The organism is Alkalicoccus urumqiensis, assembly GCF_002993335.1.
GTDB classification, from domain to species: domain Bacteria; phylum Bacillota; class Bacilli; order Bacillales; family Salisediminibacteriaceae; genus Alkalicoccus; species Alkalicoccus urumqiensis.
This window is the reverse complement of sequence record NZ_PVNS01000013.1, coordinates 73,051-92,470: the sequence shown is the minus strand read 5'-3', so window position 1 is coordinate 92,470 and position 19,420 is coordinate 73,051. Positions and strand designations below refer to the sequence as shown.

Genomic DNA, 19,420 nt, shown 5'->3' with positions numbered 1-19,420 from the left:
TAGGTCCCGGGTGGACGCGTGGCGACACGTGAAGCTGAGGGATACTAATCGATCGAGGACTTAACCAAGAACAACGGCAACACCAGGACACTGATCTTCGTGGATCGACGCGTTATCCAGTTTTGAGAGGACGCCCTCTTTATATTATTCCACAGTAGCTCAGTGGTAGAGCAATCGGCTGTTAACCGATGGGTCGTAGGTTCGAATCCTACCTGTGGAGCCATTTCTGGAGAGCTGTCCGAGTGGTCGAAGGAGCACGATTGGAAATCGTGTGTGCGGTCAACGCCGTACCGAGGGTTCGAATCCCTCGCTCTCCGCCAGATATGGCCCGTTGGTCAAGTGGTTAAGACACCGCCCTTTCACGGCGGTAACACGGGTTCGAATCCCGTACGGGTCACCAATTACATATCCAGTCACAAAAGCGGAGAGGTCACACCCGTTCCCATGCCGAACACGGAAGTTAAGCTCTCCAGCGCCGATGATAGTTGGGGGCTCTCCCCCTGCAAAAGTAGGACGTGGCTGGGTCATTATATGGAGGATTAGCTCAGTTGGGAGAGCATCTGCCTTACAAGCAGGGGGTCGGCGGTTCGAGCCCGTCATCCTCCACCATTATTTTACCGCCGCGGGGTGGAGCAGTCTGGTAGCTCGTTGGGCTCATAACCCAAAGGTCGATGGTTCAAATCCATCCCCCGCAACCAAATTACATAGTGGCTCGGTAGCTCAGTCGGTAGAGCAACGGACTGAAAATCCGTGTGTCGGCGGTTCGATTCCGTCCCGAGCCACCACCGTGCTGGCCTAGCTCAATTGGTAGAGCAACTGACTTGTAATCAGTAGGTTGGGGGTTCAAGTCCTCTGGCCAGCACCATTTTTTTCTTGAAACCTTTAAATGGAACTGCTATTCTTCTATAAAGCACTGTTAAGTGCAGAGCAGAAAGAGATTCGCAGCATGGTTCCGATCGTTTTCTTGACAAGAAGCAAGAAGGTCGAGAAAGCGAAAGAGAACGGACCGGAGCGCACTCAGGTGCGTGAGGAAACGTTCGAAAGAAGCTGCCGAAGAGATTCGCAGCTTATTGTCAAGAAAACATGGAGGGGTAGCGAAGTTGGCCAAACGCGGCGGACTGTAAATCCGCTCCTTCGGGTTCGGGAGTTCGAATCTCTCCCCCTCCACCATTTCCATTTCTCATTTATATGGCGGTTGTGGCGAAGTGGTTAACGCACCGGATTGTGATTCCGGCATTCGTGGGTTCGATTCCCATCAGCCGCCCCATGATTTATTTTACAATGTAGGGCTATAGCCAAGCGGTAAGGCATCGGATTTTGATTCCGTGACTCGCAGGTTCGAATCCTGCTAGCCCTGCCAATTATGCGGGAATAGCTCAGTGGTAGAGCACCACCTTGCCAAGGTGGGGGTCGCGGGTTCGAATCCCGTTTCCCGCTCCATTATCCCGTTTTGTTAAGGCGGCATAGCCAAGTGGTAAGGCAGAGGTCTGCAAAACCTCCATCACCGGTTCGAATCCGGTTGTCGCCTCCATTATTTACATACGTCTGCATGCCGGGGTGGTGGAATTGGCAGACACACAGGACTTAAAATCCTGCGGTAGGTGTACTACCGTGCCGGTTCGAGTCCGGCCCTCGGCACCAATTCAGCTATTGTGTATGGCGAAGTGGTGGAACTGGCATACACGCAGCACTCAAAATGCTGTGCCTTCGGGCTTGTGGGTTCGAATCCCACCTTCGCTACCACTTCTTATAGGAATATCCTGCGTCTTTCCCGCATGGGGGAGGCGCTTTTTCGTGACTGAATTGACTTTCGTAGAAACAGGTAGTAGACTGCATGAAGAAGATGGAGAAAGGCGCTGTGGTCGTTATGACACCAACCGACGTGAAACAAAAAGCATTAAAACAACGACTAAAAGAAGAGGCAGCCGCTATTGGCATTGATAAGATTGGTTTTGCTTCCGCAGATCCATTTGTTACGATGAAAGAACGCTTGACCGTTCAGCAGCAGAAAGGCTATGCCTCGGGTTTTGAGAAAGGTTCGATCGCGGAACGCACCGAGCCGGACCTTTTACTGCCGGAGGCAAAAACGATTCTTTCTATTGCGGTCGCCTATCCTTCGAAGTTGAAAGATGCACCTCCCTCCCGAAAAGGCAGCAGGCGGGGTGTTTTCTGCAGAGCTTCCTGGGGAGAGGACTACCATCACGTGCTCCGCCGGAAACTGGAAAAGCTGCAGGCATTTATTGAAGCAGAAATCCCCGGCGTGCGTGTACGTTCGATGGTCGATACTGGAGAATTATCCGACCGTGCGGCAGCAATACGGAGTGGGATCGGCTGGTCCGGAAAAAACTGTGCGGTAATTACGCCTGAATTCGGATCCTATGTGTATTTAGGAGAAATGATACTTGATTACGCGATCGAGCCGGATCAACCGTTGGAAAGTCAGTGCGGTACCTGCAACAAGTGTGTGGATGCCTGTCCTACCGGCGCGCTCATCCAGGGTGGACAGCTGGATTCATCCAAGTGTATCGCTTTTTTGACTCAGACAAAGGACATGCTTCCGGAACAGTACCGCAAAAAACTAGGTAATCGGCTTTATGGATGTGATACGTGCCAGACAGTCTGTCCGGAAAATAAAGGGATGGATCATCACCACCACGAAGAGCTGGAGCCCGAGCCGGAGAAAGTAAAGCCGCTTCTTCAGTCCATGCTGTTTTTATCAAATAAAGAATTCAAACAGACGTACGGGAAAATGGCAGGATCCTGGAGAGGCAAAAAGCCGATTCAGCGGAATGCTGTACTGGCGCTTGGCACCTTGAAAGAAGAAGCGGCCGTACCGGATCTACAGAAAGTTCTACTTGAAGACGTCCGGCCGGTTCTTCGGGCTGCGGCAGCCTGGTCGCTGGGACAGATCCAAACTGCTGATGCGCAGCACGCGCTGCATACGGCATCTGAAAAAGAAACGGATCCAATGGTGGAAAAAGAAATTCTGGAAGCACGAATGATTGGGGAGGAGTAGCAGTATGATCTCATTGGCGATGAAAGTGGCAGAAATCGGCTCTCATTCTTTTTTGCTGTCTGCATCTGAACGAGGAATCCGACACCTGGCCTTCGGTGGCTGGGCGAAGGAGAATCAGTGTCTCTGCAGGGAAGCGGCAAAGAAAAATCAGGTGCACATTATTAAGGAAAACACGCCGCTGTTGAATCAGGCAGAGGAGCAGCTCCGCGCGTATTTCCGGGGCGAACTGAAAGAGTTTACGGTTCCACTGGATATGCAGGGTACGACGTTTCAAAAGCTGGTCTGGCGCCAGCTGGAAGTCATTCCTTATGGCGAAACCCGTTCTTATAAAGATATTGCTGCAGCCATCGGTCTGCCGAAATCAGTTCGGGCTGTCGGCGGCGCCAACAATAAAAACCCACTTCCGATATTCGTTCCCTGTCACCGCGTCATTGGCAGCAACGGATCAATGGTGGGGTATGCCGGCGGACTGCCTTTAAAAGAAGAACTGCTGCAGCTGGAAAAACAGCCGGAAACTCTAGTTTACTAAACCAAACCAGTTATCGAGGAGAGAACTAATGACAGCAAAACGAGCCTGGCTGATCCTGCTCCTGCTTTTGATGGCAGGATGCAGTCTGGAACATACAAGCTCTGAGGAGGATGTGCAGCAGTCCACTGCATATCCAGTTTTATCAACAGAGCTGGAGGAGGAATGGACCTTGTCTTCTGTCATGGAAGATGAGACACTGCTCGTTTTTACTTATGAGCACGTGGATGGCAGCCGGATTGAGCTGGTCCATGATCCGGCGATACAAGGGATGGATCACCGCGCTTTGAGAGAATATGTACTTTCTCCTGAGCATACGCTGACAGCCGCTGGTGTACTTCACCATTCCTACATGAGTGTCAATCACTTTGTCGGGGAGTGGCAGGAGTCTGAGGCACTTCAAAAAACACACTTCACCTTTCTGGAACGCTCGCAGGTGTTTGAAGATCATGCAGAAGTGTACTATCAGATTATTGCAGAAGATGTACCAAAAGAAAAAATGATTCAGTTTATCGATTCACTGGATACGGTGTAAGGAGAGAATGACGTGGGTATACATGTTGTATTATTTGAACCGGAAATACCGGCTAATACGGGGAATATTGCAAGAACGTGTGCAGGTACCAATGCGTCTCTGCACCTTATCCATCCGCTGGGATTTTCCACAGACGACCGGATGTTGAAGCGTGCGGGATGCGATTACTGGCCGCATGTGGATGTCCATCATTACGACAGTCTGGAAGAAGTACTCGAGACATGGCGGGAGGGTGAATTTTATTTTGTCGAAACGACAGGGACCCGCTGGTTTTCGGATGTGGACTACAGTTGTACAGAAAAGGATTACTTTTTTGTGTTCGGTAAAGAAACGACCGGCCTTCCGGAGGAAATCGGTGAAAAATACAAAGAACAGTGCCTGCTGATCCCGCAGACGTCCAACGTCCGTTCGCTTAATTTATCGAATACAGCCGCTATTCTCGTGTATGAAGCTGCGAGACAGCAGCAGTTTGCCTCTATTCTGCAGCCGCCGGTGAAACAGTAGATACAAAAAGACTGTCCCTGAGAAAGGACAGTCTTTTTGTATGTAAACATGCGGGTTAGTTTTTCGTTGATTTTGCATCGTATCCGCCAGTCCAGATGGACACGAGGAACACGACGCAGATACCGAGAATTAATAATAAATCCATAGGATGCGTCCCCCTTCACAAGTAGCTGAATCTAATATATCATGTTTTCCCCGTGAAGGAAAGGTGGATACGTTTTCCTTTCCACCAAAGCCGGAACAATTTATACTGAAAAGGTGATTGTTAATCTGTGGACAGGAGGGATCAGCAATGTACGTTGTGATGAATCAGCTGCATGTACCGCCGGAAGGAAGAGAAAACGTGGCAGGTCGTTTTGCCAGCAGTTCGGAAAAAATGAAAGAAGTGGATGGCTGTCTGGATTTTATGTTTCTGCAGCCTTCCGAAGACGAAAATTATCCCGTTGTTTTAACGAAGTGGGAAAGCAGGGAACATTACGAAAACTGGATTCACAGTGATGCCTTTAAGGCAGCGCATAAACCGCGCAAAGAGAATCTGGATCAAAGCCCGACCCAGAGCAACAAAATCTTTGAATACACCGTTCCACATCACTTATAGGAGAAAGAAGAGGTACCTTTAAACCGGTGCCTCTTCTTTTCTTTTCGGGGGAGGTGATCTACAGAATTCCCATTTATGCTATACTACAGAGTGTCTAATTTCGTCCAGAAACCGGAGGCCTTCCGCTAATGAAAAATGCGTATGTTACGAGCCACTTTCCTCTCATCTCCATCTGTCTTTTCAGTCTGGGGTTTTCCATGTATGCCGAACAGGTTGTGAGCAGCTATCTTCAGGAGCTGGGCCTTTACGCCGGCATGGTTGAATTTTTTTCTGCCCAGGAAATAACATTAACACTGATGATTGTACTGTGGCTTTTCTGTTTTATGCTGTTCGCAGCGCTTAAATTAATCGCGGACACAGTCAATGAAGTGTCACTGCTTTTCTTTTCAAGAGAAGGGCAGGGAACGGAGATTCAACAGGTGAGGGCTGGAACCTGGATTTTTCTCACTGCCTCCATCATCGCTGTGATCGGCTGGATTTATGATCCCTGGGTTTCTATCGGTGCTTTTCTCTCCGCCTGTGCCATTTATTTTATTTATTTCCTCTATAAGGTCAGCGACAGTATGGGTGCCTTCTCGCTTATCGGCATGGTGCTTTTTCATCTATTTTTCTGGGCCGCATTTTTAACGGGCACTTCATACGTTCTCCTCAGACTGTATGCGGCGCTGACGGCGAGCCTCCCGATTTAGATTAGTCCGGCATTTCCTGCATCAGCCGGCGCCACGTTTTTGTGTGCAGGTTCTCTGTACTCTCCTCACGCAGCGCTCCAGGCTGATCGTGCCCGAACCAGACTCCCGCTGTATAGCGGTTTGACAACCCGACAAACCACAGGTCTGCGTAGTTATCGGTGGTGCCTGTTTTCCCGCCAAGGTATCCCTCCGCTGCATAGGAAGCGCCCGTTCCGGTGCCCCGCTCGATCACCTGCGACAGCATTCCTCTGATTCTGCTCGTTGTTTCCGGTGAGAATACGGTACGGGTGCCGCTGTTCCAGGAGAAGAGCAGGTCTCCGTTTGATTTACTATACACCCCGCGGATCGCCCGGGGTGTTTTAAACGTGCCATCCTGCGAAAACACTGTGTAGGCGGAGGTCATTTCAACCAGATTCATACCATACTGAAATCCACCGAGTGCTGCCGGAAGTGCTTCATCCTCAGAGGTGATTCTGGCAAAGGGGAAGGCGTCCAGGTAGCGGAACGCTGTTTCCGGAGTGAGCTGATGAAGCAGCCGGACGGCAGCAGTATTGTACGACTGCCGGAGTGCTTCCTCCATTGTTACAAGTCCGTAGACGCCTCCGCCGGCATTTCTAGGCGCATATCCCTCATGAGCGAAAGGCCCTGCGTCTACAAGTGTTGAAGGATCGGTGCCTGGATTTTCTTCCAGGTACGGAGCATACGATAAGAGCGGTTTAATGACGGATCCCGGCTGGCGATACGCCTGATAGCCGCGGTGAAAATCAAATTTTTGATAATTTCTGCCCCCCGTGAGGGCAATCAGTTCCTGCCGCTGATGGTCCACTATGGCCGCAGCTCCCTGCGCACTTGTCTGCTGCAGCTGCTGATTCATAACGGTGACAGCATGAGACTGTGCCGATGGTTTTAAAGCTGTATCAATCACAATGCCTTCTTTCATGACTTCTGTGACGCGGGACTGCCATTCTTCTTCGACCGCTGCGCGGTTGTCCCCGGCTGCCTGTAGACGGTCCGTATACCCTTCCTGTTGACCGATCAGCTGTTTTAACTCTTCATATACATACGTCACATAGTCCGGATACAGATCAATCCGTTCCCTCACATTTAATTCAATGGACTGATTCAGGGCGGCTGTATACCGCTCTTCGGAAAGGTAGCCCTGCTCTTTCATACGCCGGAGCATCACTTTCTGACGCTCCCGGACGTTTTCCGGGTACTCCAGCGGATTATATATTGTCGGATTGTTCGGGATCGATCCAAGAAATGTTATTTCACCGAGGGACAGTTCGTCGGAAGGCCGGCTGAAATAATATTCACTTGCAGACTCAAACCCATAAATACCATTGGCAAAATAAATGGAGTTGATGTAGAGCTCCATGATTTCTTCTTTTGAATATTCCTGTTCCATCTGGTACGCATAAAGCAGTTCAGAGAGCTTTCGCTCGTAAGTCTGCTCATGCGTTAAGTATAGGTTTCTAACGGTCTGCTGGGTGATGGTGCTGCCTCCTTCGTCAATCGCCCCGGATTGAAGATTGACGAGGAGCGCACGGGCAATGCCTGCTGCATCAAAGCCGGCATGTGTGTCAAAGTGCCGGTCCTCCACGGCTTTAAACATCTGGATAATATCTTCGCGGATCTGGTGATAAGGCTTATATACACGGTTTTCACCGGAATAGACATCTGATATCACCGCGCCGTTCCGATCTCTTATTTCACTGTTTACGGCAAGTGTTTCTTCCTCAAATTCAATTCGTTCGTCAAGTATCTGCGGGAGAGACTCTGCTTTTCCAAGTTCCGAACCGGTGCGGTCGGCGAATAACAGAAAAGCGAGGAAGCAGAGAAATACGCCGCTCCAGCCGGCTGCGGTTTTCATAATGATTCTCCTTCATATTTCGATATATTAAGTATATTTTTAGCGCGTACAGAACGATGCTTTCTCTATTATATCGGTTTATCTGCGCAAAAATGAAGATAATACCAGTTTCAAGTTCAAAAAAAGGGGCTAAAGGTAAATGAATAACAGCAGTCAGGGAGTCAGCTGAAGGAGGAAACAGCTTATGAGTGAAACGCGGGCCTCCACTGGAAACCGTCCATTCTGGATGCGTGTGCTTTGGCAGACAGCCAAAACCATCGCTGTCGTCACAATATTATCCATTGTTGTAAGGGAGTTTTTGTTTACAAATTACATTGTTTACGGGCAGTCGATGATGCCCACCATCCATGACGGAGAGCGGATTATTGTCGATAAAATAGGCTACGAATTAATGGAGCCGGATCGGTTTGATTTAATTATATTTCATGCAGATGAAGACTCTGATTATATTAAACGCATTATCGGCCTCCCGGGAGACGAGCTGTATTACGAAGATGATACGCTTTATGTAAATGGTGCTCCGGTGGAAGAGGATTTTTTGGAAGAAACACGGGGCGGCGCTTCCACTGAAGTCTTTACAGATGATTTCACGCTGGAAAACCTTACAAATGAGCATACGGTACCGGAAGATCACGTCTTCGTGCTTGGTGACAACCGGAAAAACAGCATCGACAGCCGGCAGATCGGTTTTGTCCCCATGGAAGAGATTGTCGGCAGAGCCAATATGACATTCTGGCCGCCGCAGAACATCCGCTTTTTTAAATAACCGTACCGACAGCAAACAACCGCCCTCTGGATTCCAGAGGGCGGTTGTTTTGATGAGACTTTTTATTTTTTCTTCTGTGCTTCTTTTTCGAGCGCGATCCGTTCAATCCGCAGTGATTTGAGGAGAGAATAAGCCATTAAAATCATAATGACCGAGAATGGAAGCGCGGCGATAATCATGGCGTTTTCCAGACCCTGCAGACCTCCTGTAAACAGCAGGATCGAGGCTGTGATGGAAAGCATCAGACCCCATACAAGCTTTACGGATTTCGGCGGTGTCAGAGAACCGTTGGTCGTCTGCATACCGAGAATAAATGTGCCGGAATCGGCTGAAGTAATAAAGAACGTACCAATCAGCGTAATTGCGATCAGGGACATAACCGTTCCGAGCGGGAAGTTGTCCAGCACGCCGAACAACGCTTCTTCTGTTGCCAGTTCGGAAATTGCTGCAGTGCCCTGCTGCTCAAGGAAAATCGCCGAGCCGCCAAAGATCGCGAACCAGAGGAAGCCGACAATGGCCGGTACGAGAAGTACACCGAGTACAAATTCACGCAGTGTGCGTCCTTTGGAAACCCGTGCGATAAACGAGCCGACAAATGGTGACCAGGAAATCCACCAGGCCCAGTAGAAGATGGTCCAGCCATCGATCCACGCACGCTCATCCTCTTCAAAAGGCGCAATGCGGAACGACATGCTCGGGAGCTGCTGGATGTAAGTACCGATTGTATTTGTAAATAGGTTCAGGTTGAACAGTGTCGGGCCGAAAATAAAGAGAAATCCAAAGAGCGTAACGGCAAGAACCAGATTGACGTTGGACAGAATTTTAATTCCGCGGTTCAGACCTGTATACGCAGAGATCATAAACAGAACGGTAACAATCAGGATAATGACGAACTGGGAAGGAAACCCAATCGGTACACCGAATAGAAATCCGACTCCGCCATTGATCTGGACGGCACCAAAACCGAGCGTACCAGCAACACCGACAACCGTTGCGGTAACAGCAAGAATATCGATGACATTTCCGCTGCGCCCCTTGGAATACGAACCGAGGACAGGACCCAGCGTTCCGCTGATGAGACCGGGTGCGTCTTTTCTAAATTTGAAATAGGCAAGTGCCATCGCGACGACAGCATAAATGGCCCAGGCATGAATGCCCCAGTGGAAGAATGAGAAACGCATTGCTTCCATGACGGCATCATCCGAACCGGTTTCAGCCATCGGCGGGTCTGTCATGTAGTGGGCTACAGGCTCTGCCGCCCCCCAAAATACGAGACCGATACCCATGCCGGCGCTGAAAAGCATCGCGAACCAGGTAAGATAACTGTAGTCTGGTGTGTCATCCGGTTTACCAAGTTTAATTCTTCCGTAAGGACTTACCACAATGTAACCGCAGAAAATCACAAAGCCGGTTACTGCAAGAAGGTAATACCAGCCGAATGTGCTGGAAATAAAGTCCCGTACGGCTGCTGTTGTTGCCTGAAAATTATCCGGGGCTATGACGCCGTAAACGACGAAGAATAATAATATAAAAAGTGCAGCCCAGAATACGACCGTTAATTTCTTCACCTTTACAACATCTCCTTTCCTTCAATCTACCTACTTATACCCTATTCCTTTAAATGAAAACAAGGCAGTTCCAGAAAAACTGCCAGCTACATACTATACTATAGATGGAACCAGGATTGCAAGTTATCCCCGGTGTTTTCTCGATGCGGTGATCGTAAATTTATACGCTTCGCCGGTAAAAAACAGCTCTGTGTATTCAAAAACAGTATCATCCTGCAGCATGGAAAACAACTTTAAGTGAAGGACAGGGGAGCCGGGGCCGATTTCAAGCAGGTGCTGAATATCGGATGCGGGCAGAAGTGGCACGATTTCCTGTTCGCTCTTTTTTATCGTAAAGCCGAGTTCTTTTTCGATGTAGTCATATTTGGATCCGGACATAACCTTCCGGTCGATGTCTGGAAATAAGGATGAAGGAAGGTACGTATGTTCAACAACGAGAGGCTTTCCTTTCATAATCCGCAGCCTCTTGACGAAAAAAACTTTCTCATCGGGGCTTAAATTTAAAATGTGCTGCACAGTTGTTTCAGGAATGATCTTTTCAAAAGAAAGGATCTGGTTGGAAAATGGGACGTTCAGTGCCTGCATTTCTTCCGTGAAACCCTGAAGAGAAACAATATCATGTTCCACCCGGTTTGCTTTCACATAGGTACCGCTTCCCTGAATTTTGTATAACAGCTGCTCCTGAACAAGTGTTTTCAGCGCTTTTCGGACAGTGACCCGGCTGACATCATAGTGTGAAGCAAGTGCTGCTTCTGTCGGCACTGCTTCATCCTGCTTCCACGTGCCGCGGGAAATCTCTTCTTTCATTTCCGCCGCAATCTGACGGTAAAGCGGGGTAGCCAAAGAGGCCGCCTCCTTTCAACGAACTGTTTATCTCTTCGTATTGTACAAAAGGCGCTTACAAAAAACCAGCACTTAATAAAAAATATTCCAATTCAAGAAAAATCTAACCCATTTCCTGTTTCTCTTTGTACGTAAACAACAGGAGGGATGATAATGAGAATAGTTAATATTTCCGCATCACTGGCACGCCACGCCGAGAAAACGTACAAAAAAGGAGGGAAGCCAAACAGAATTACGATTCACCACAGCGCAGTGAATTCAGGGAATGCCAGGGCCTACGCCCGTTATCACGTAGGGAAAGGGTGGCCGGGCATCGGCTATCATTTTGTTATTACGCCGGATGGAACGATACAGCAGTGCTGGGATGTGTCTACCATAACGTTTCATACAGGAGGGGCGAACCGGGGAAATATCGGCATCTGCCTGGACGGAAATGCTGCTTTCACGAGCGAGCAGCACGCTGCATGGAAGAATCTGTGCCGTGTGCTGTGCATGAGATATCATATTCCAGAAAATAACGTACGCGGACACAGAGAATGGCCGGGTCAGCGGACAGGCTGTCCGGGATTTACTCCGTCATTTAAGCTTATGCTGCGAAATGGAGACAGAGGTGAGGAAGTAACATTGCTTCAGAGATCGCTGATTCAATCAGGAACTGCGCTCTCCGTATTTGGTGCAGACGGCGTGTTTGGAAAAGAAACAGAACGGGCGGTAAAACAGTTTCAGCGGACGACAGGCCTTCAGGTGGACGGTCTCTGCGGTCCGAGAACGCTCGCAGCACTATGGTCTTAAACCGAATGATCGAAAAAGCTCTGCAGCCGGGATGGCTGCAGAGCTTTTTTACGGGCGGAAATTTATCTGCTTTATGCTTCTGTGGATGGCCTGCTGCCGCCTTTACGTTCTTTTATAAAAAGAATCGAATTGTAAACAGCAAACAGCACGACGGCAGAGCAGAGAGAACCTGCCATGTAACCGGCTGTAAAATTACGGGCATCAAACCAGGCTTCGTTCATTCCAGTGAAAATACCGACAGCCACAGATACAGCGAGCAGGATAAGCGGTAAGGCGTTTTGTTTTATGGCATTCATTCGAATTCAACTCCCCGCATGCTACGTACCTTCATTATAAAAAGATCGGTAGGGAAACGCAAGGGAATCCGGATCAGGTGATGGATTTCAGTGCTTCTCCAAGCGGCGTGTCTCCGGAGAGAACTTCAAATGTCTGATTAAATGTCTCTTCCAGGACGAGCGCATTTACTGCAAGTGCAGCAACGTCTTCACGCGGGATCGACCCATCAAACGTTCCCAGCTGTTTTTTCAGCGTAACGGTTCCGCGGGCATCGTCATTGGACAGCGGCCCGGGCCGGATGACAGTCCACTTCATACCGGAGGACTGGAGCGTTTCATCCGCTGCTCCTTTGGCTTTTAAATAATGCTGAATGGATTCCGGCGCTTCTTCGGGTTGATCCGCCATAATAGTACTGATCATAATGAAGCGGGACACGCCTGCTTTTTCCGCCTCCTCTACAGCTTTCTGAGCTCCCTTGCGGTCGATAACCTCTGTCTGTTCCGGACCGGTATGTCCACCGGATCCTGCTGTAAAAATGACCGCATCCGCATGTTCAAATGCATGAGAGAAGTCTTTTTCCAGATCCCCGATTACGATCTCGTCTGCGCCGAGTTCCTGCATCCGGCTTCGCTGTTCTTCTTTTCGTATCATTGCTGTGCCTGTATGTTCTGTGCTGAGTCCGAGCATGCGTACTGTGTGTGAGCCAATCTGTCCGTTGGCACCAATAACTAGAACGTTCATAATCTATCTTCCTCCTTTAGGATTCACCGACTTATTCCCAGGAGTGCACAATTTAAAACACACCTGCTTTCGTTGACGCCCTCAGGAATGGAAGATTATGATAGAGAAAAGATCATTACATTCTCCATCAGGAGAAAACGGGAAGGTTGAGACGATGAAGAAAAAGATGCCGAAAGTAGCGACGTTTTCCATCATAGGTTACGACCCTGAAACGAAAGAGACCGGCATTGCCGTGCAGTCTAAATTCCTGGGAGTCGGAGCTGTCGTTCCCTGGGCGGAGGCCGGTACTGGAGCGGTGGCGACGCAGTCCTTTGCCCATACTGGTTTTGGACCGGAAGGACTTCGTATGTTAAAGGAAGGAAAACCGCTGGAAACGATCATCGATGAACTGATTCAGAATGACCCCGACCGGGAGCTCCGCCAGTTTGCCATCATGGACAACAAGGGAAATACGGCAGCTTATACAGGATCGGAATGCTATGACTGGGCAGGACACCGTAAAGGACGGTACTGCACAGCCCAAGGAAACATTCTCGTAAGCCGGGAAACGGTGGATGCACTGGTGACAACGTTTGAAGAAGGTACGGGATCTCTTGCTGAACGCCTTCTCGCTGCACTTCATGCGGCACAGGAGGCAGGCGGCGATTCACGGGGAAAACAGTCTGCGGCACTGTTTGTCGTTCAGAACGAAGGAGGCTACGGTGGGTATAACGATCGGAAGTATGACCTGCGTGTCGATGATCATTCGGAGCCGATTGATGAGCTGTCGAGACTGTTTGAGCTGCACCAGCTCTATTTCACACCTCCCCGGGAACAGGATCTTCTTGCGCTGGAGGGGGAAGTGCTGACAGAAACAGCGGATCTGCTTCAGAAAGATGGACTGCTCGGCGAGGTGGATGCAGGCAGAGAGACGGTATATCAGGCGCTGAAACAGTATGTTATGAGAGAGAATTTCGAAGAACGCTGGCAGGAGGATTACCGGATCGACCCTGCGGTATTAAGATATATGCGGTCCACAATTCAGGGGTAAATGAAAGAAAAGAGGGATGAGGATGAAAAAAGGTGCAGCTGTTCTCGTAAGTCTTTTTCTTCTTTCCTCCTTCTTTTTTTCCGGAAGTCCTTCTGATGAGGTGGCGGACGGTGCGCAGACAATGACCGAATCAGGAGAATTTCAGATGCGGGTGCAGGCAGAACAGGAGGAACTCCGCGTGCAGCTGCGTTATACCGGACAGGAAGAAACCGTTCAGATTATGACAGACGGTCCGCTTATCAGAGGGACGATTGTTCACCGGGACGGCTCAGAAAGCGTGGTGACCCAGGGAGGGAGTGCCCGTACCTACGTTTTTTCCAGAGAAAACTGGGTGGTATACCGGATACCGGTTCCATCAGGAGAGGCAGTCATTGTGGAGTCGACGTTCATTTCAGACGGTCAGCGGAACCTCCTTACAGCGGAAGTGGAAACTTCTAACGGACAGCAGGGCGCCGCTCAAGAAACAAAGGAGAGGGGGGAGGGCTGATGCTCGTGAATTCGATCGTAATATGGACACTGCTTTTCTTTCTGGCAGCTGCAGTGCTGGACAAAACGTTCGGGAACCGCTTTGGGTATGGCCGTTCTCTGGATGAAGCGTTTCAGGCGATGGGGCCGCTCGCTTTTGTCATGGTCGGGATGATCTCCATTGCTCCTGTTCTTGCAGACTTTCTCCGGCCGGTTCTGGTGCCGGTTTTTTCTTTGGCCGGCGTCGACCCAGGAATGTTTCCGGGCATGATTCTCGCTGTCGATATGGGCGGGTACCCGCTGAGCACGGCGCTCGCAGACAACCCCGACGCTGGACTGCTGTCGGGGATTATTCTGTCGACGATGCTTGGTCCTGTTTTCGTGTTCACCGTTCCGGTAGCGCTCGGGCTGATTCAGCGGCAGGATCATAAACTGTTGGCGGAAGGCATCATGTACGGGCTGATTCCGGTTCCGGCGGGGGCTCTTCTTGCTGGGGTGACAGCGGGGATGGAAGTAACGTTTCTTATACAGCAGCTCCTGCCGGTCATCTTATTTATTTCTCTCTGCGCTGCGGGACTTTTTTTCTTCCGGCGTATCGTTACTGCGTTGTTTCTGTGGGGAGGAAGAATGGTCATGGCAGTTTCTTCCATACTGATCGGAATCCTGGCCCTTCAGGAAGTGGGAGGTGTCGTTCTGGTAGACGGCATGACTCCATTTGCGGACACGATGGAAATCATCGGCGTCATCGTCCTCGCACTGGCCGGCGCCTTTCCTTTCGTTCATTTCCTGCGGGAAACGCTCATTCCAAAAGCGACAGGACTCCTGGAAAAAACACCACTGCCTGCAGAAACGTGGACAGCTTTTATTACACAGCTTGCCCACAGCATCCCTATGTACAAAAATCTTCATCTTCTGGATGAACGGAGTAAAGTCATGAACATTGCCTTTTCGGTAAGCGGAGCCTTCCTTCTCGGAGGGCATCTGGGCTTCACTGCTGCGGTAGAGCCCGGAATGGTAACTGCAATGCTCGTCGGTAAAGCTTCAGCCGGAGTGATGGCAGTGCTGCTTGTGTATGCCGTAAAACGTAAACAAATACAGCAGTAACTGGGACTAATTACTTTTTTCAGAAAATTTATATACATACTTTGGTCCTGATGATATAATGAGAACGATTTCATATATGGGTCAGGGGGACGATGTACATGGGATGGCTTCATCGACTTACGTTAACGTCTAAATACGGTTTAGTGTTTTTATTTACGCTCGTTTTGTTTTTGTGTTCCGCACTGTTTGTCACCTTTGCATTGAATGATGTCCGCTCGGATGTCGGTGAAATGGAGCGGAGCGGGGATCGTTCCATGATGCTTTCCGAGATGTCCCAGCTGTTTGAAGAACAGTATGCACTGGTTCTGGACTATGCATTTTTTCCGTCCGAAGATACACAGACTGCATTTGAGGCGAACGGGGAGGAATTCCAGGCCCTGTTTAATGAAATAGAACCTTATCTGGATACCGAGGAGATGCAGAATCTCGTCGGTCTGATTATCGAAAACGATGCCCAGCTGAATGAGCTCTTTTTCGGTCAGCTGCAGGATGTTGCCGGTGATGAGAGCAACCTGACATTTATCGAAGTGATGGTGAACCGTGCCCAGACGATCAAAGAACGAAACGTCTATGCCCTGCAGCAGCTTGGGGACATGGTAACAGCGGAGCGTCAAGCAGCCGCGCAGTCCACCTCAACGAGTCTCACCGAGAGTTCCACCCTGCTCATCGTCCTGTTTACCGTATCACTTGTTGTCTCGAGCGCGCTGCTTCTTCTCATTAACCGAGGTATCAAGCGCCGGTTTGCACGCATTAAAGCTTACAGCAGCAAGATCATGGAAGGGTCGCTGCATGAACCTGCAATTCAGGATCCGGGCCGGGATGAGCTGGCTTCAGTTTCCCACGTTCTGGATGAATTGAAAGCAAGGCTCGCTGAGACGATGGACCACCTTCAGAAAACATCCATGAATGTTCATGAGAAAACGGAATTTCTCACATCCTTTGCAAGTGGTGTCCAGTCGAGCTCTAAAGATACATACGAGGCACTTGAAAAACTGCTGTATAAAATGGATGATCAGTCGGAGTCGTTTCAAAATGTAACGTCCAGTATGAAAATTTACACAGAAGAACTGGAAGCGTTAAAGGAGCGGAGCGGATCCCTGATTGAGTCGGCAGGTGCCATCAGCAGTATTACCGGAGATGGCAATAAAAAAATGGAGGATACGGTTTCGCAGATGGAGCGGGTCCAGAAAATGGTTACGGACTCCTCTGACAGTGTGCATGCACTCGGCGACCGCTCTAAAGAAATTACAAACTTCGTCAATACAATTAAAGAAATCGCCGATCAGACGAACCTTCTCGCGCTGAATGCTTCCATTGAAGCAGCACGTGCCGGTCAGCACGGCCGGGGATTCTCCGTTGTGGCGGAAGAAATCCGCAAGCTGTCGGAAGGCGTCAGCGTTGCTGTCACCGAAATTACATCGATCGTAAATAAAATGCAGTCTGATACCGAATTTGTTCAGACGACGCTGCAGAGCGGGCGTGACGAAACGAATACCGGTGTGCAGTACATTCATGAAATGGGCGCATTCTTTGAAGAAATCTCACGGAATATACAACAAATGCAGCAGATGGTGCATGAAAACGACACTTCAGTTAATGAAGTAAACGAACAGTCCGGGCAGATGAACGGGCTGATAGAAAAAGCAGCGGGTACCTCTGCAGAAGCCGCTAAAGAAATTGCCGGAGTCGCCTATACGATGGAGCAGCAGCAGAATCAAGTGTCTGAGGTGGCGCAGCAGACAGAAGAGCTCCGCCGCACCACAGAGGAGCTCGAGGCACTGACAGCCCAGTATGAAGCGCCGGAGGAAAAAATGGAGGAGCAGGAAGAATGGGAAGCAGAAGAAGCTGAAGAAGAAATGGGAATGGAAGAAGAAAGAAAAACAAGCTGAGAGTATAAATACTGTGGTGGAACATGAGAGAGGCTGTCCCGGAAAGGGGCAGCCTCTGCTGGTATTTTCTTATTTTCTTATTTACCACCGGCTGTGGAAGAAGCATGAACTTCCGGCTCAAGCTGTGCCAGCGCTGCTGCATCCAGCGCCTCCGTCATTTTTCCGGCGGTAATCGGTTTTTGAATGTACGCGGCAGCGCCAAGAAACCGTGTCCGTCTCAGGTGGGACCCCTGGGAACAGGAGGACGTCATAATAACGGGAAGATTACGCTGAATTTCCATTACTTCTTTTAAGACAGAGATTCCGTCCTGTTTCGGAAGGATGATATCCATCACGACCAGATCAACTCGGTGCGTATTAAAAACGCGGAGCGCCTCGGGCCCATCGGACGCTTCCAGAATTTCAGTAAACCCTTTGTCCTGTAAAAGCAGGGAGATTTCTTTTCTGAGAAGTGGAGAATTATCACATACCAGAGCAGAAAGCATGCAGTCACATCCTTTTTGGACTTTTTCGTATTGTAACATGAAGACCGGCAGTTATGTGCAAATAATTAGAAAAATGAATTAATGGCATGCACCGTCAGATTATTTAATTAATTTCATTTTTATCTGAAAAATTGTCCAAAATGTATTTATTAATTAGATAGAAAGTGGTATATTGAATTCAACACATCGAGAAAACGTTAACAAGAGTGAAAACTTTGACGATTTGAGAGGTCAGACATCAAACGTGTGAAATATTTCTCACTTGGGAGCGTTTTTACGATTATATTTTTTTAGATAATGTGGCATAATGGTGTCAGAGTTTTTATCTTCTTTACATAAGTGGAGATAAAAGCTAAATTATATCAATTTTTTCAAGGGGGATTATTGTTATGAAAAAGAGTAAAATGGTACTGCTTTCATCCGTGCTTGCTTCCGGTATGCTTCTTGCGGCCTGCGGCGATGGAAACAATGAAGGCAACACAACAGAAGTGAACAACAACGGCGGCGGGGAAAACAATGCGGCCGGAAACGAAGAAGAGCCTGCAGAAAACAACGCAGGTGGCAACGAAGAAGAGCCGGCCGAAGATAACGAGGGCGGCGAAAATGAAGCAGGAAACGAAGGAAACAACGGCGGAGGCGAAGCTTCCGGCGATGGTGAAGGCTTCTCTTCGAAAATGGTTACTGACGTCGGCGGTGTTGATGACCGCTCCTTTAACGAATCTGCATGGGCAGGTCTTACACAGTTCGGTGAAGATTACCCGGCAGCAGACGTTGACTACATTCAGTCCGGCTCTGCAGCAGACTACCTGCCGAACCTGCAGCAGCTTGCACGTGAAGGTGTAGATATTACATTTGCGATCGGCTTCCTGATGGCGGATGATATCCGCGAAGTAGCGCAGCAGAACCCGGATCAGAGTTTTGCTATTGTCGATGAAGTTGTTACAGACGATGATGGCAATCCGATCGATAACCTCGCAAGCCTTACATTCGCTGAGCACGAAGGCTCTTTCCTTGTTGGTGCCATCGCAGCGATGCACACAGAAACAAACGAAGTCGGCTTTATCGGCGGCGTGGAAAGTGAACTGATCAAAAAATTCGAAAGCGGATTTAAAGCAGGCGTTGAGTTTGTTGATCCGGAAATCGAAATCGCAACACAGTATGCACAGGACTTTAACGATGCAGCAACAGGACAGAACATTGCCGATACGATGTACTCCAACGGCGCAGACATTATCTATCATGCTGCGGGCGGAACAGGAAACGGTCTCTTTACAGAAGCCATTGACCGTAACGAAAGCGGCGAAACAGTATGGGCAATCGGTGTCGACCAGGACCAGGCTCTTACTGAAGGAGACTGGAGTGACGGAAACGTTATCCTGACTTCTATGGTTAAGCGTGTAGACCAGGCTGTTTACACCGTGTCTGAAGAAACGATGAACGGAAACTTCCCGGGCGGCGAGAACCTCGTATTCTCTCTTGAAGACGATGGTGTAGGCATTGCAGAAACACAGGACAATGTTTCCCAGGAAGCACTCGACGCTGTTGCAGAGTATGAGCAGATGATCATCGACGGTGAGATCGAAGTGCCGCAGACAGACGAAGAGTACGAATCTTTTGACGCTACAGCTGAATAATTAATAGAAGCATGGGGACAAAGGCTAGTATCCTGACTAGCCTTTGTTTATATCCCCATCTGTCTTTTTTTTGCTTCATTCGACAA

The 19,420-nt window shown here is 49.2% G+C and carries 19 protein-coding genes, 14 tRNA genes and 1 rRNA gene; 28 read left to right on the top strand and 6 right to left on the bottom strand.

Annotated features, from left to right (window positions below):
• Nucleotides 1–148: 148 nt before the first annotated feature.
• From C6I21_RS13625 to C6I21_RS13525, 21 genes are all read left to right on the top strand, one after another.
• A tRNA-Asn gene (locus C6I21_RS13625) sits at nt 149–223 on the top strand.
• A 5-nt stretch (nt 224–228) separates the two neighbouring features.
• Nucleotides 229–320 (top strand) — tRNA-Ser (locus tag C6I21_RS13620).
• A 5-nt stretch (nt 321–325) separates the two neighbouring features.
• Nucleotides 326–400 (top strand) — tRNA-Glu (locus C6I21_RS13615).
• An 8-nt stretch (nt 401–408) separates the two neighbouring features.
• A 5S ribosomal RNA gene (gene rrf / locus C6I21_RS13610) occupies nt 409–525 on the top strand.
• Nucleotides 526–533: 8 nt separating this feature from the next.
• Nucleotides 534–609 (top strand) — tRNA-Val (locus C6I21_RS13605).
• 12 nt (nt 610–621) lie between these two features.
• Nucleotides 622–698: transfer RNA gene (locus tag C6I21_RS13600), tRNA-Met, on the top strand.
• Nucleotides 699–709: 11 nt separating this feature from the next.
• Nucleotides 710–785 (top strand) — tRNA-Phe (locus tag C6I21_RS13595).
• Nucleotides 786–789: 4 nt separating this feature from the next.
• Nucleotides 790–865, top strand: a tRNA-Thr gene (locus C6I21_RS13590).
• Between the two features lie 220 nt (nt 866–1,085).
• A tRNA-Tyr gene (locus tag C6I21_RS13585) sits at nt 1,086–1,170 on the top strand.
• Nucleotides 1,171–1,191: 21 nt separating this feature from the next.
• Nucleotides 1,192–1,267: transfer RNA gene (locus tag C6I21_RS13580), tRNA-His, on the top strand.
• An 18-nt stretch (nt 1,268–1,285) separates the two neighbouring features.
• Nucleotides 1,286–1,360: transfer RNA gene (locus tag C6I21_RS13575), tRNA-Gln, on the top strand.
• A 5-nt stretch (nt 1,361–1,365) separates the two neighbouring features.
• Nucleotides 1,366–1,440, top strand: a tRNA-Gly gene (locus C6I21_RS13570).
• A 17-nt stretch (nt 1,441–1,457) separates the two neighbouring features.
• Nucleotides 1,458–1,531: transfer RNA gene (locus tag C6I21_RS13565), tRNA-Cys, on the top strand.
• 20 nt (nt 1,532–1,551) lie between these two features.
• Nucleotides 1,552–1,641, top strand: a tRNA-Leu gene (locus C6I21_RS13560).
• Between the two features lie 17 nt (nt 1,642–1,658).
• Nucleotides 1,659–1,743 (top strand) — tRNA-Leu (locus C6I21_RS13555).
• Between the two features lie 139 nt (nt 1,744–1,882).
• The gene (gene queG, locus C6I21_RS13550; RefSeq protein WP_425352508.1) at nt 1,883–3,016 is read left to right on the top strand and encodes a tRNA epoxyqueuosine(34) reductase QueG; all 1,134 of its coding nucleotides are present in this window, start codon (nt 1,883–1,885) and stop codon (nt 3,014–3,016) included.
• A 4-nt stretch (nt 3,017–3,020) separates the two neighbouring features.
• Complete coding sequence (locus C6I21_RS13545; RefSeq protein ID WP_105960030.1) at nt 3,021–3,545, top strand: methylated-DNA--[protein]-cysteine S-methyltransferase; 525 nt, start codon at nt 3,021–3,023, stop codon at nt 3,543–3,545.
• Between the two features lie 28 nt (nt 3,546–3,573).
• Nucleotides 3,574–4,077 carry a hypothetical protein gene (locus tag C6I21_RS13540; RefSeq protein ID WP_105960029.1) on the top strand — a complete coding sequence of 168 codons (504 nt, stop codon included), beginning with the start codon at nt 3,574–3,576 and terminating at the stop codon, nt 4,075–4,077.
• 12 nt (nt 4,078–4,089) lie between these two features.
• Nucleotides 4,090–4,581 carry a tRNA (uridine(34)/cytosine(34)/5-carboxymethylaminomethyluridine(34)-2'-O)-methyltransferase TrmL gene (gene trmL / locus C6I21_RS13535; RefSeq protein WP_105960028.1) on the top strand — a complete coding sequence of 164 codons (492 nt, stop codon included), beginning with the start codon at nt 4,090–4,092 and terminating at the stop codon, nt 4,579–4,581.
• A 292-nt stretch (nt 4,582–4,873) separates the two neighbouring features.
• Nucleotides 4,874–5,179 carry an antibiotic biosynthesis monooxygenase family protein gene (locus C6I21_RS13530; protein WP_105960027.1) on the top strand — a complete coding sequence of 102 codons (306 nt, stop codon included), beginning with the start codon at nt 4,874–4,876 and terminating at the stop codon, nt 5,177–5,179.
• A gap of 128 nt (nt 5,180–5,307) precedes the next feature.
• Nucleotides 5,308–5,868, top strand: coding sequence for a DUF5366 family protein (locus tag C6I21_RS13525; RefSeq protein WP_105960026.1), 561 nt, complete (start codon nt 5,308–5,310; stop codon nt 5,866–5,868).
• 1 nt (nt 5,869) lies between these two features.
• Here C6I21_RS13525 and C6I21_RS13520 read toward each other — a convergent pair whose 3' ends face one another.
• Nucleotides 5,870–7,741 (bottom strand): transglycosylase domain-containing protein, encoded by a 1,872-nt coding sequence (locus tag C6I21_RS13520; RefSeq protein WP_105960025.1) that lies wholly within the window; start codon nt 7,739–7,741, stop codon nt 5,870–5,872.
• 184 nt (nt 7,742–7,925) lie between these two features.
• Between C6I21_RS13520 and lepB the strand changes: the two genes are divergently transcribed.
• Nucleotides 7,926–8,507 carry a signal peptidase I gene (gene lepB, locus C6I21_RS13515; protein ID WP_245411646.1) on the top strand — a complete coding sequence of 194 codons (582 nt, stop codon included), beginning with the start codon at nt 7,926–7,928 and terminating at the stop codon, nt 8,505–8,507.
• Between the two features lie 62 nt (nt 8,508–8,569).
• Here the strand turns inward: lepB and C6I21_RS13510 are convergent, their stop codons facing one another.
• Nucleotides 8,570–10,075 carry a glycine betaine uptake BCCT transporter gene (locus C6I21_RS13510; protein ID WP_105960024.1) on the bottom strand — a complete coding sequence of 502 codons (1,506 nt, stop codon included), beginning with the start codon at nt 10,073–10,075 and terminating at the stop codon, nt 8,570–8,572.
• 123 nt (nt 10,076–10,198) lie between these two features.
• Nucleotides 10,199–10,918, bottom strand: coding sequence for a GntR family transcriptional regulator (locus C6I21_RS13505; protein ID WP_105960023.1), 720 nt, complete (start codon nt 10,916–10,918; stop codon nt 10,199–10,201).
• 153 nt (nt 10,919–11,071) lie between these two features.
• On the opposite strand from C6I21_RS13505, the gene C6I21_RS13500 reads away from it, so the two are divergent.
• Nucleotides 11,072–11,710 carry a peptidoglycan recognition protein family protein gene (locus C6I21_RS13500; RefSeq protein WP_181186265.1) on the top strand — a complete coding sequence of 213 codons (639 nt, stop codon included), beginning with the start codon at nt 11,072–11,074 and terminating at the stop codon, nt 11,708–11,710.
• A gap of 71 nt (nt 11,711–11,781) precedes the next feature.
• Here the strand turns inward: C6I21_RS13500 and C6I21_RS13495 are convergent, their stop codons facing one another.
• Nucleotides 11,782–12,006 (bottom strand): hypothetical protein, encoded by a 225-nt coding sequence (locus C6I21_RS13495; RefSeq protein WP_105960021.1) that lies wholly within the window; start codon nt 12,004–12,006, stop codon nt 11,782–11,784.
• Nucleotides 12,007–12,079: 73 nt separating this feature from the next.
• Nucleotides 12,080–12,727, bottom strand: a complete 648-nt coding sequence (locus tag C6I21_RS13490; RefSeq protein WP_105960020.1) for an SDR family oxidoreductase — start codon at nt 12,725–12,727, stop codon at nt 12,080–12,082.
• A 154-nt stretch (nt 12,728–12,881) separates the two neighbouring features.
• On the opposite strand from C6I21_RS13490, the gene C6I21_RS13485 reads away from it, so the two are divergent.
• The 4 genes from C6I21_RS13485 to C6I21_RS13470 all read left to right on the top strand — a co-directional run bounded on the left by C6I21_RS13485 (nt 12,882) and on the right by C6I21_RS13470 (nt 17,215).
• Nucleotides 12,882–13,757, top strand: coding sequence for a DUF1028 domain-containing protein (locus C6I21_RS13485; protein WP_105960019.1), 876 nt, complete (start codon nt 12,882–12,884; stop codon nt 13,755–13,757).
• A gap of 22 nt (nt 13,758–13,779) precedes the next feature.
• Nucleotides 13,780–14,244 carry a hypothetical protein gene (locus tag C6I21_RS13480; protein ID WP_105960018.1) on the top strand — a complete coding sequence of 155 codons (465 nt, stop codon included), beginning with the start codon at nt 13,780–13,782 and terminating at the stop codon, nt 14,242–14,244.
• A 5-nt stretch (nt 14,245–14,249) separates the two neighbouring features.
• Complete coding sequence (locus C6I21_RS13475; RefSeq protein ID WP_181186264.1) at nt 14,250–15,326, top strand: ethanolamine utilization protein EutH; 1,077 nt, start codon at nt 14,250–14,252, stop codon at nt 15,324–15,326.
• A 98-nt stretch (nt 15,327–15,424) separates the two neighbouring features.
• Nucleotides 15,425–17,215, top strand: coding sequence for a methyl-accepting chemotaxis protein (locus C6I21_RS13470; RefSeq protein ID WP_181186263.1), 1,791 nt, complete (start codon nt 15,425–15,427; stop codon nt 17,213–17,215).
• A 77-nt stretch (nt 17,216–17,292) separates the two neighbouring features.
• On the opposite strand, the gene C6I21_RS13465 is transcribed toward C6I21_RS13470, so the two are convergent.
• Nucleotides 17,293–17,700 (bottom strand): response regulator transcription factor, encoded by a 408-nt coding sequence (locus C6I21_RS13465; RefSeq protein ID WP_181186262.1) that lies wholly within the window; start codon nt 17,698–17,700, stop codon nt 17,293–17,295.
• A 389-nt stretch (nt 17,701–18,089) separates the two neighbouring features.
• Here C6I21_RS13465 and C6I21_RS13460 point away from each other — a divergent pair, with 389 nt between their 5' ends.
• Nucleotides 18,090–19,334 (top strand): BMP family lipoprotein, encoded by a 1,245-nt coding sequence (locus tag C6I21_RS13460; RefSeq protein WP_105960014.1) that lies wholly within the window; start codon nt 18,090–18,092, stop codon nt 19,332–19,334.
• Nucleotides 19,335–19,420 lie beyond the last annotated feature (86 nt).

What these genes read in the sequence shown, in the direction of transcription:
- C6I21_RS13545 (WP_105960030.1), top strand. Translation starts at nt 3,021, where the DNA reads ATGATCTCATTGGCGATGAAAGTGGCAGAAATCGGCTCTCATTCTTTT.
- C6I21_RS13540 (WP_105960029.1), top strand. Translation starts at nt 3,574, where the DNA reads ATGACAGCAAAACGAGCCTGGCTGATCCTGCTCCTGCTTTTGATGGCA.
- C6I21_RS13530 (WP_105960027.1), top strand. Translation starts at nt 4,874, where the DNA reads ATGTACGTTGTGATGAATCAGCTGCATGTACCGCCGGAAGGAAGAGAA.
- C6I21_RS13525 (WP_105960026.1), top strand. Translation starts at nt 5,308, where the DNA reads ATGAAAAATGCGTATGTTACGAGCCACTTTCCTCTCATCTCCATCTGT.
- C6I21_RS13520 (WP_105960025.1), bottom strand. Translation starts at nt 7,741, where the DNA reads ATGAAAACCGCAGCCGGCTGGAGCGGCGTATTTCTCTGCTTCCTCGCT.
- lepB (WP_245411646.1), top strand. Translation starts at nt 7,926, where the DNA reads ATGAGTGAAACGCGGGCCTCCACTGGAAACCGTCCATTCTGGATGCGT.
- C6I21_RS13500 (WP_181186265.1), top strand. Translation starts at nt 11,072, where the DNA reads ATGAGAATAGTTAATATTTCCGCATCACTGGCACGCCACGCCGAGAAA.
- C6I21_RS13495 (WP_105960021.1), bottom strand. Translation starts at nt 12,006, where the DNA reads ATGAATGCCATAAAACAAAACGCCTTACCGCTTATCCTGCTCGCTGTA.
- C6I21_RS13490 (WP_105960020.1), bottom strand. Translation starts at nt 12,727, where the DNA reads ATGAACGTTCTAGTTATTGGTGCCAACGGACAGATTGGCTCACACACA.
- C6I21_RS13485 (WP_105960019.1), top strand. Translation starts at nt 12,882, where the DNA reads ATGAAGAAAAAGATGCCGAAAGTAGCGACGTTTTCCATCATAGGTTAC.
- C6I21_RS13480 (WP_105960018.1), top strand. Translation starts at nt 13,780, where the DNA reads ATGAAAAAAGGTGCAGCTGTTCTCGTAAGTCTTTTTCTTCTTTCCTCC.
- C6I21_RS13470 (WP_181186263.1), top strand. Translation starts at nt 15,425, where the DNA reads ATGGGATGGCTTCATCGACTTACGTTAACGTCTAAATACGGTTTAGTG.
- C6I21_RS13465 (WP_181186262.1), bottom strand. Translation starts at nt 17,700, where the DNA reads ATGCTTTCTGCTCTGGTATGTGATAATTCTCCACTTCTCAGAAAAGAA.
- C6I21_RS13460 (WP_105960014.1), top strand. Translation starts at nt 18,090, where the DNA reads ATGAAAAAGAGTAAAATGGTACTGCTTTCATCCGTGCTTGCTTCCGGT.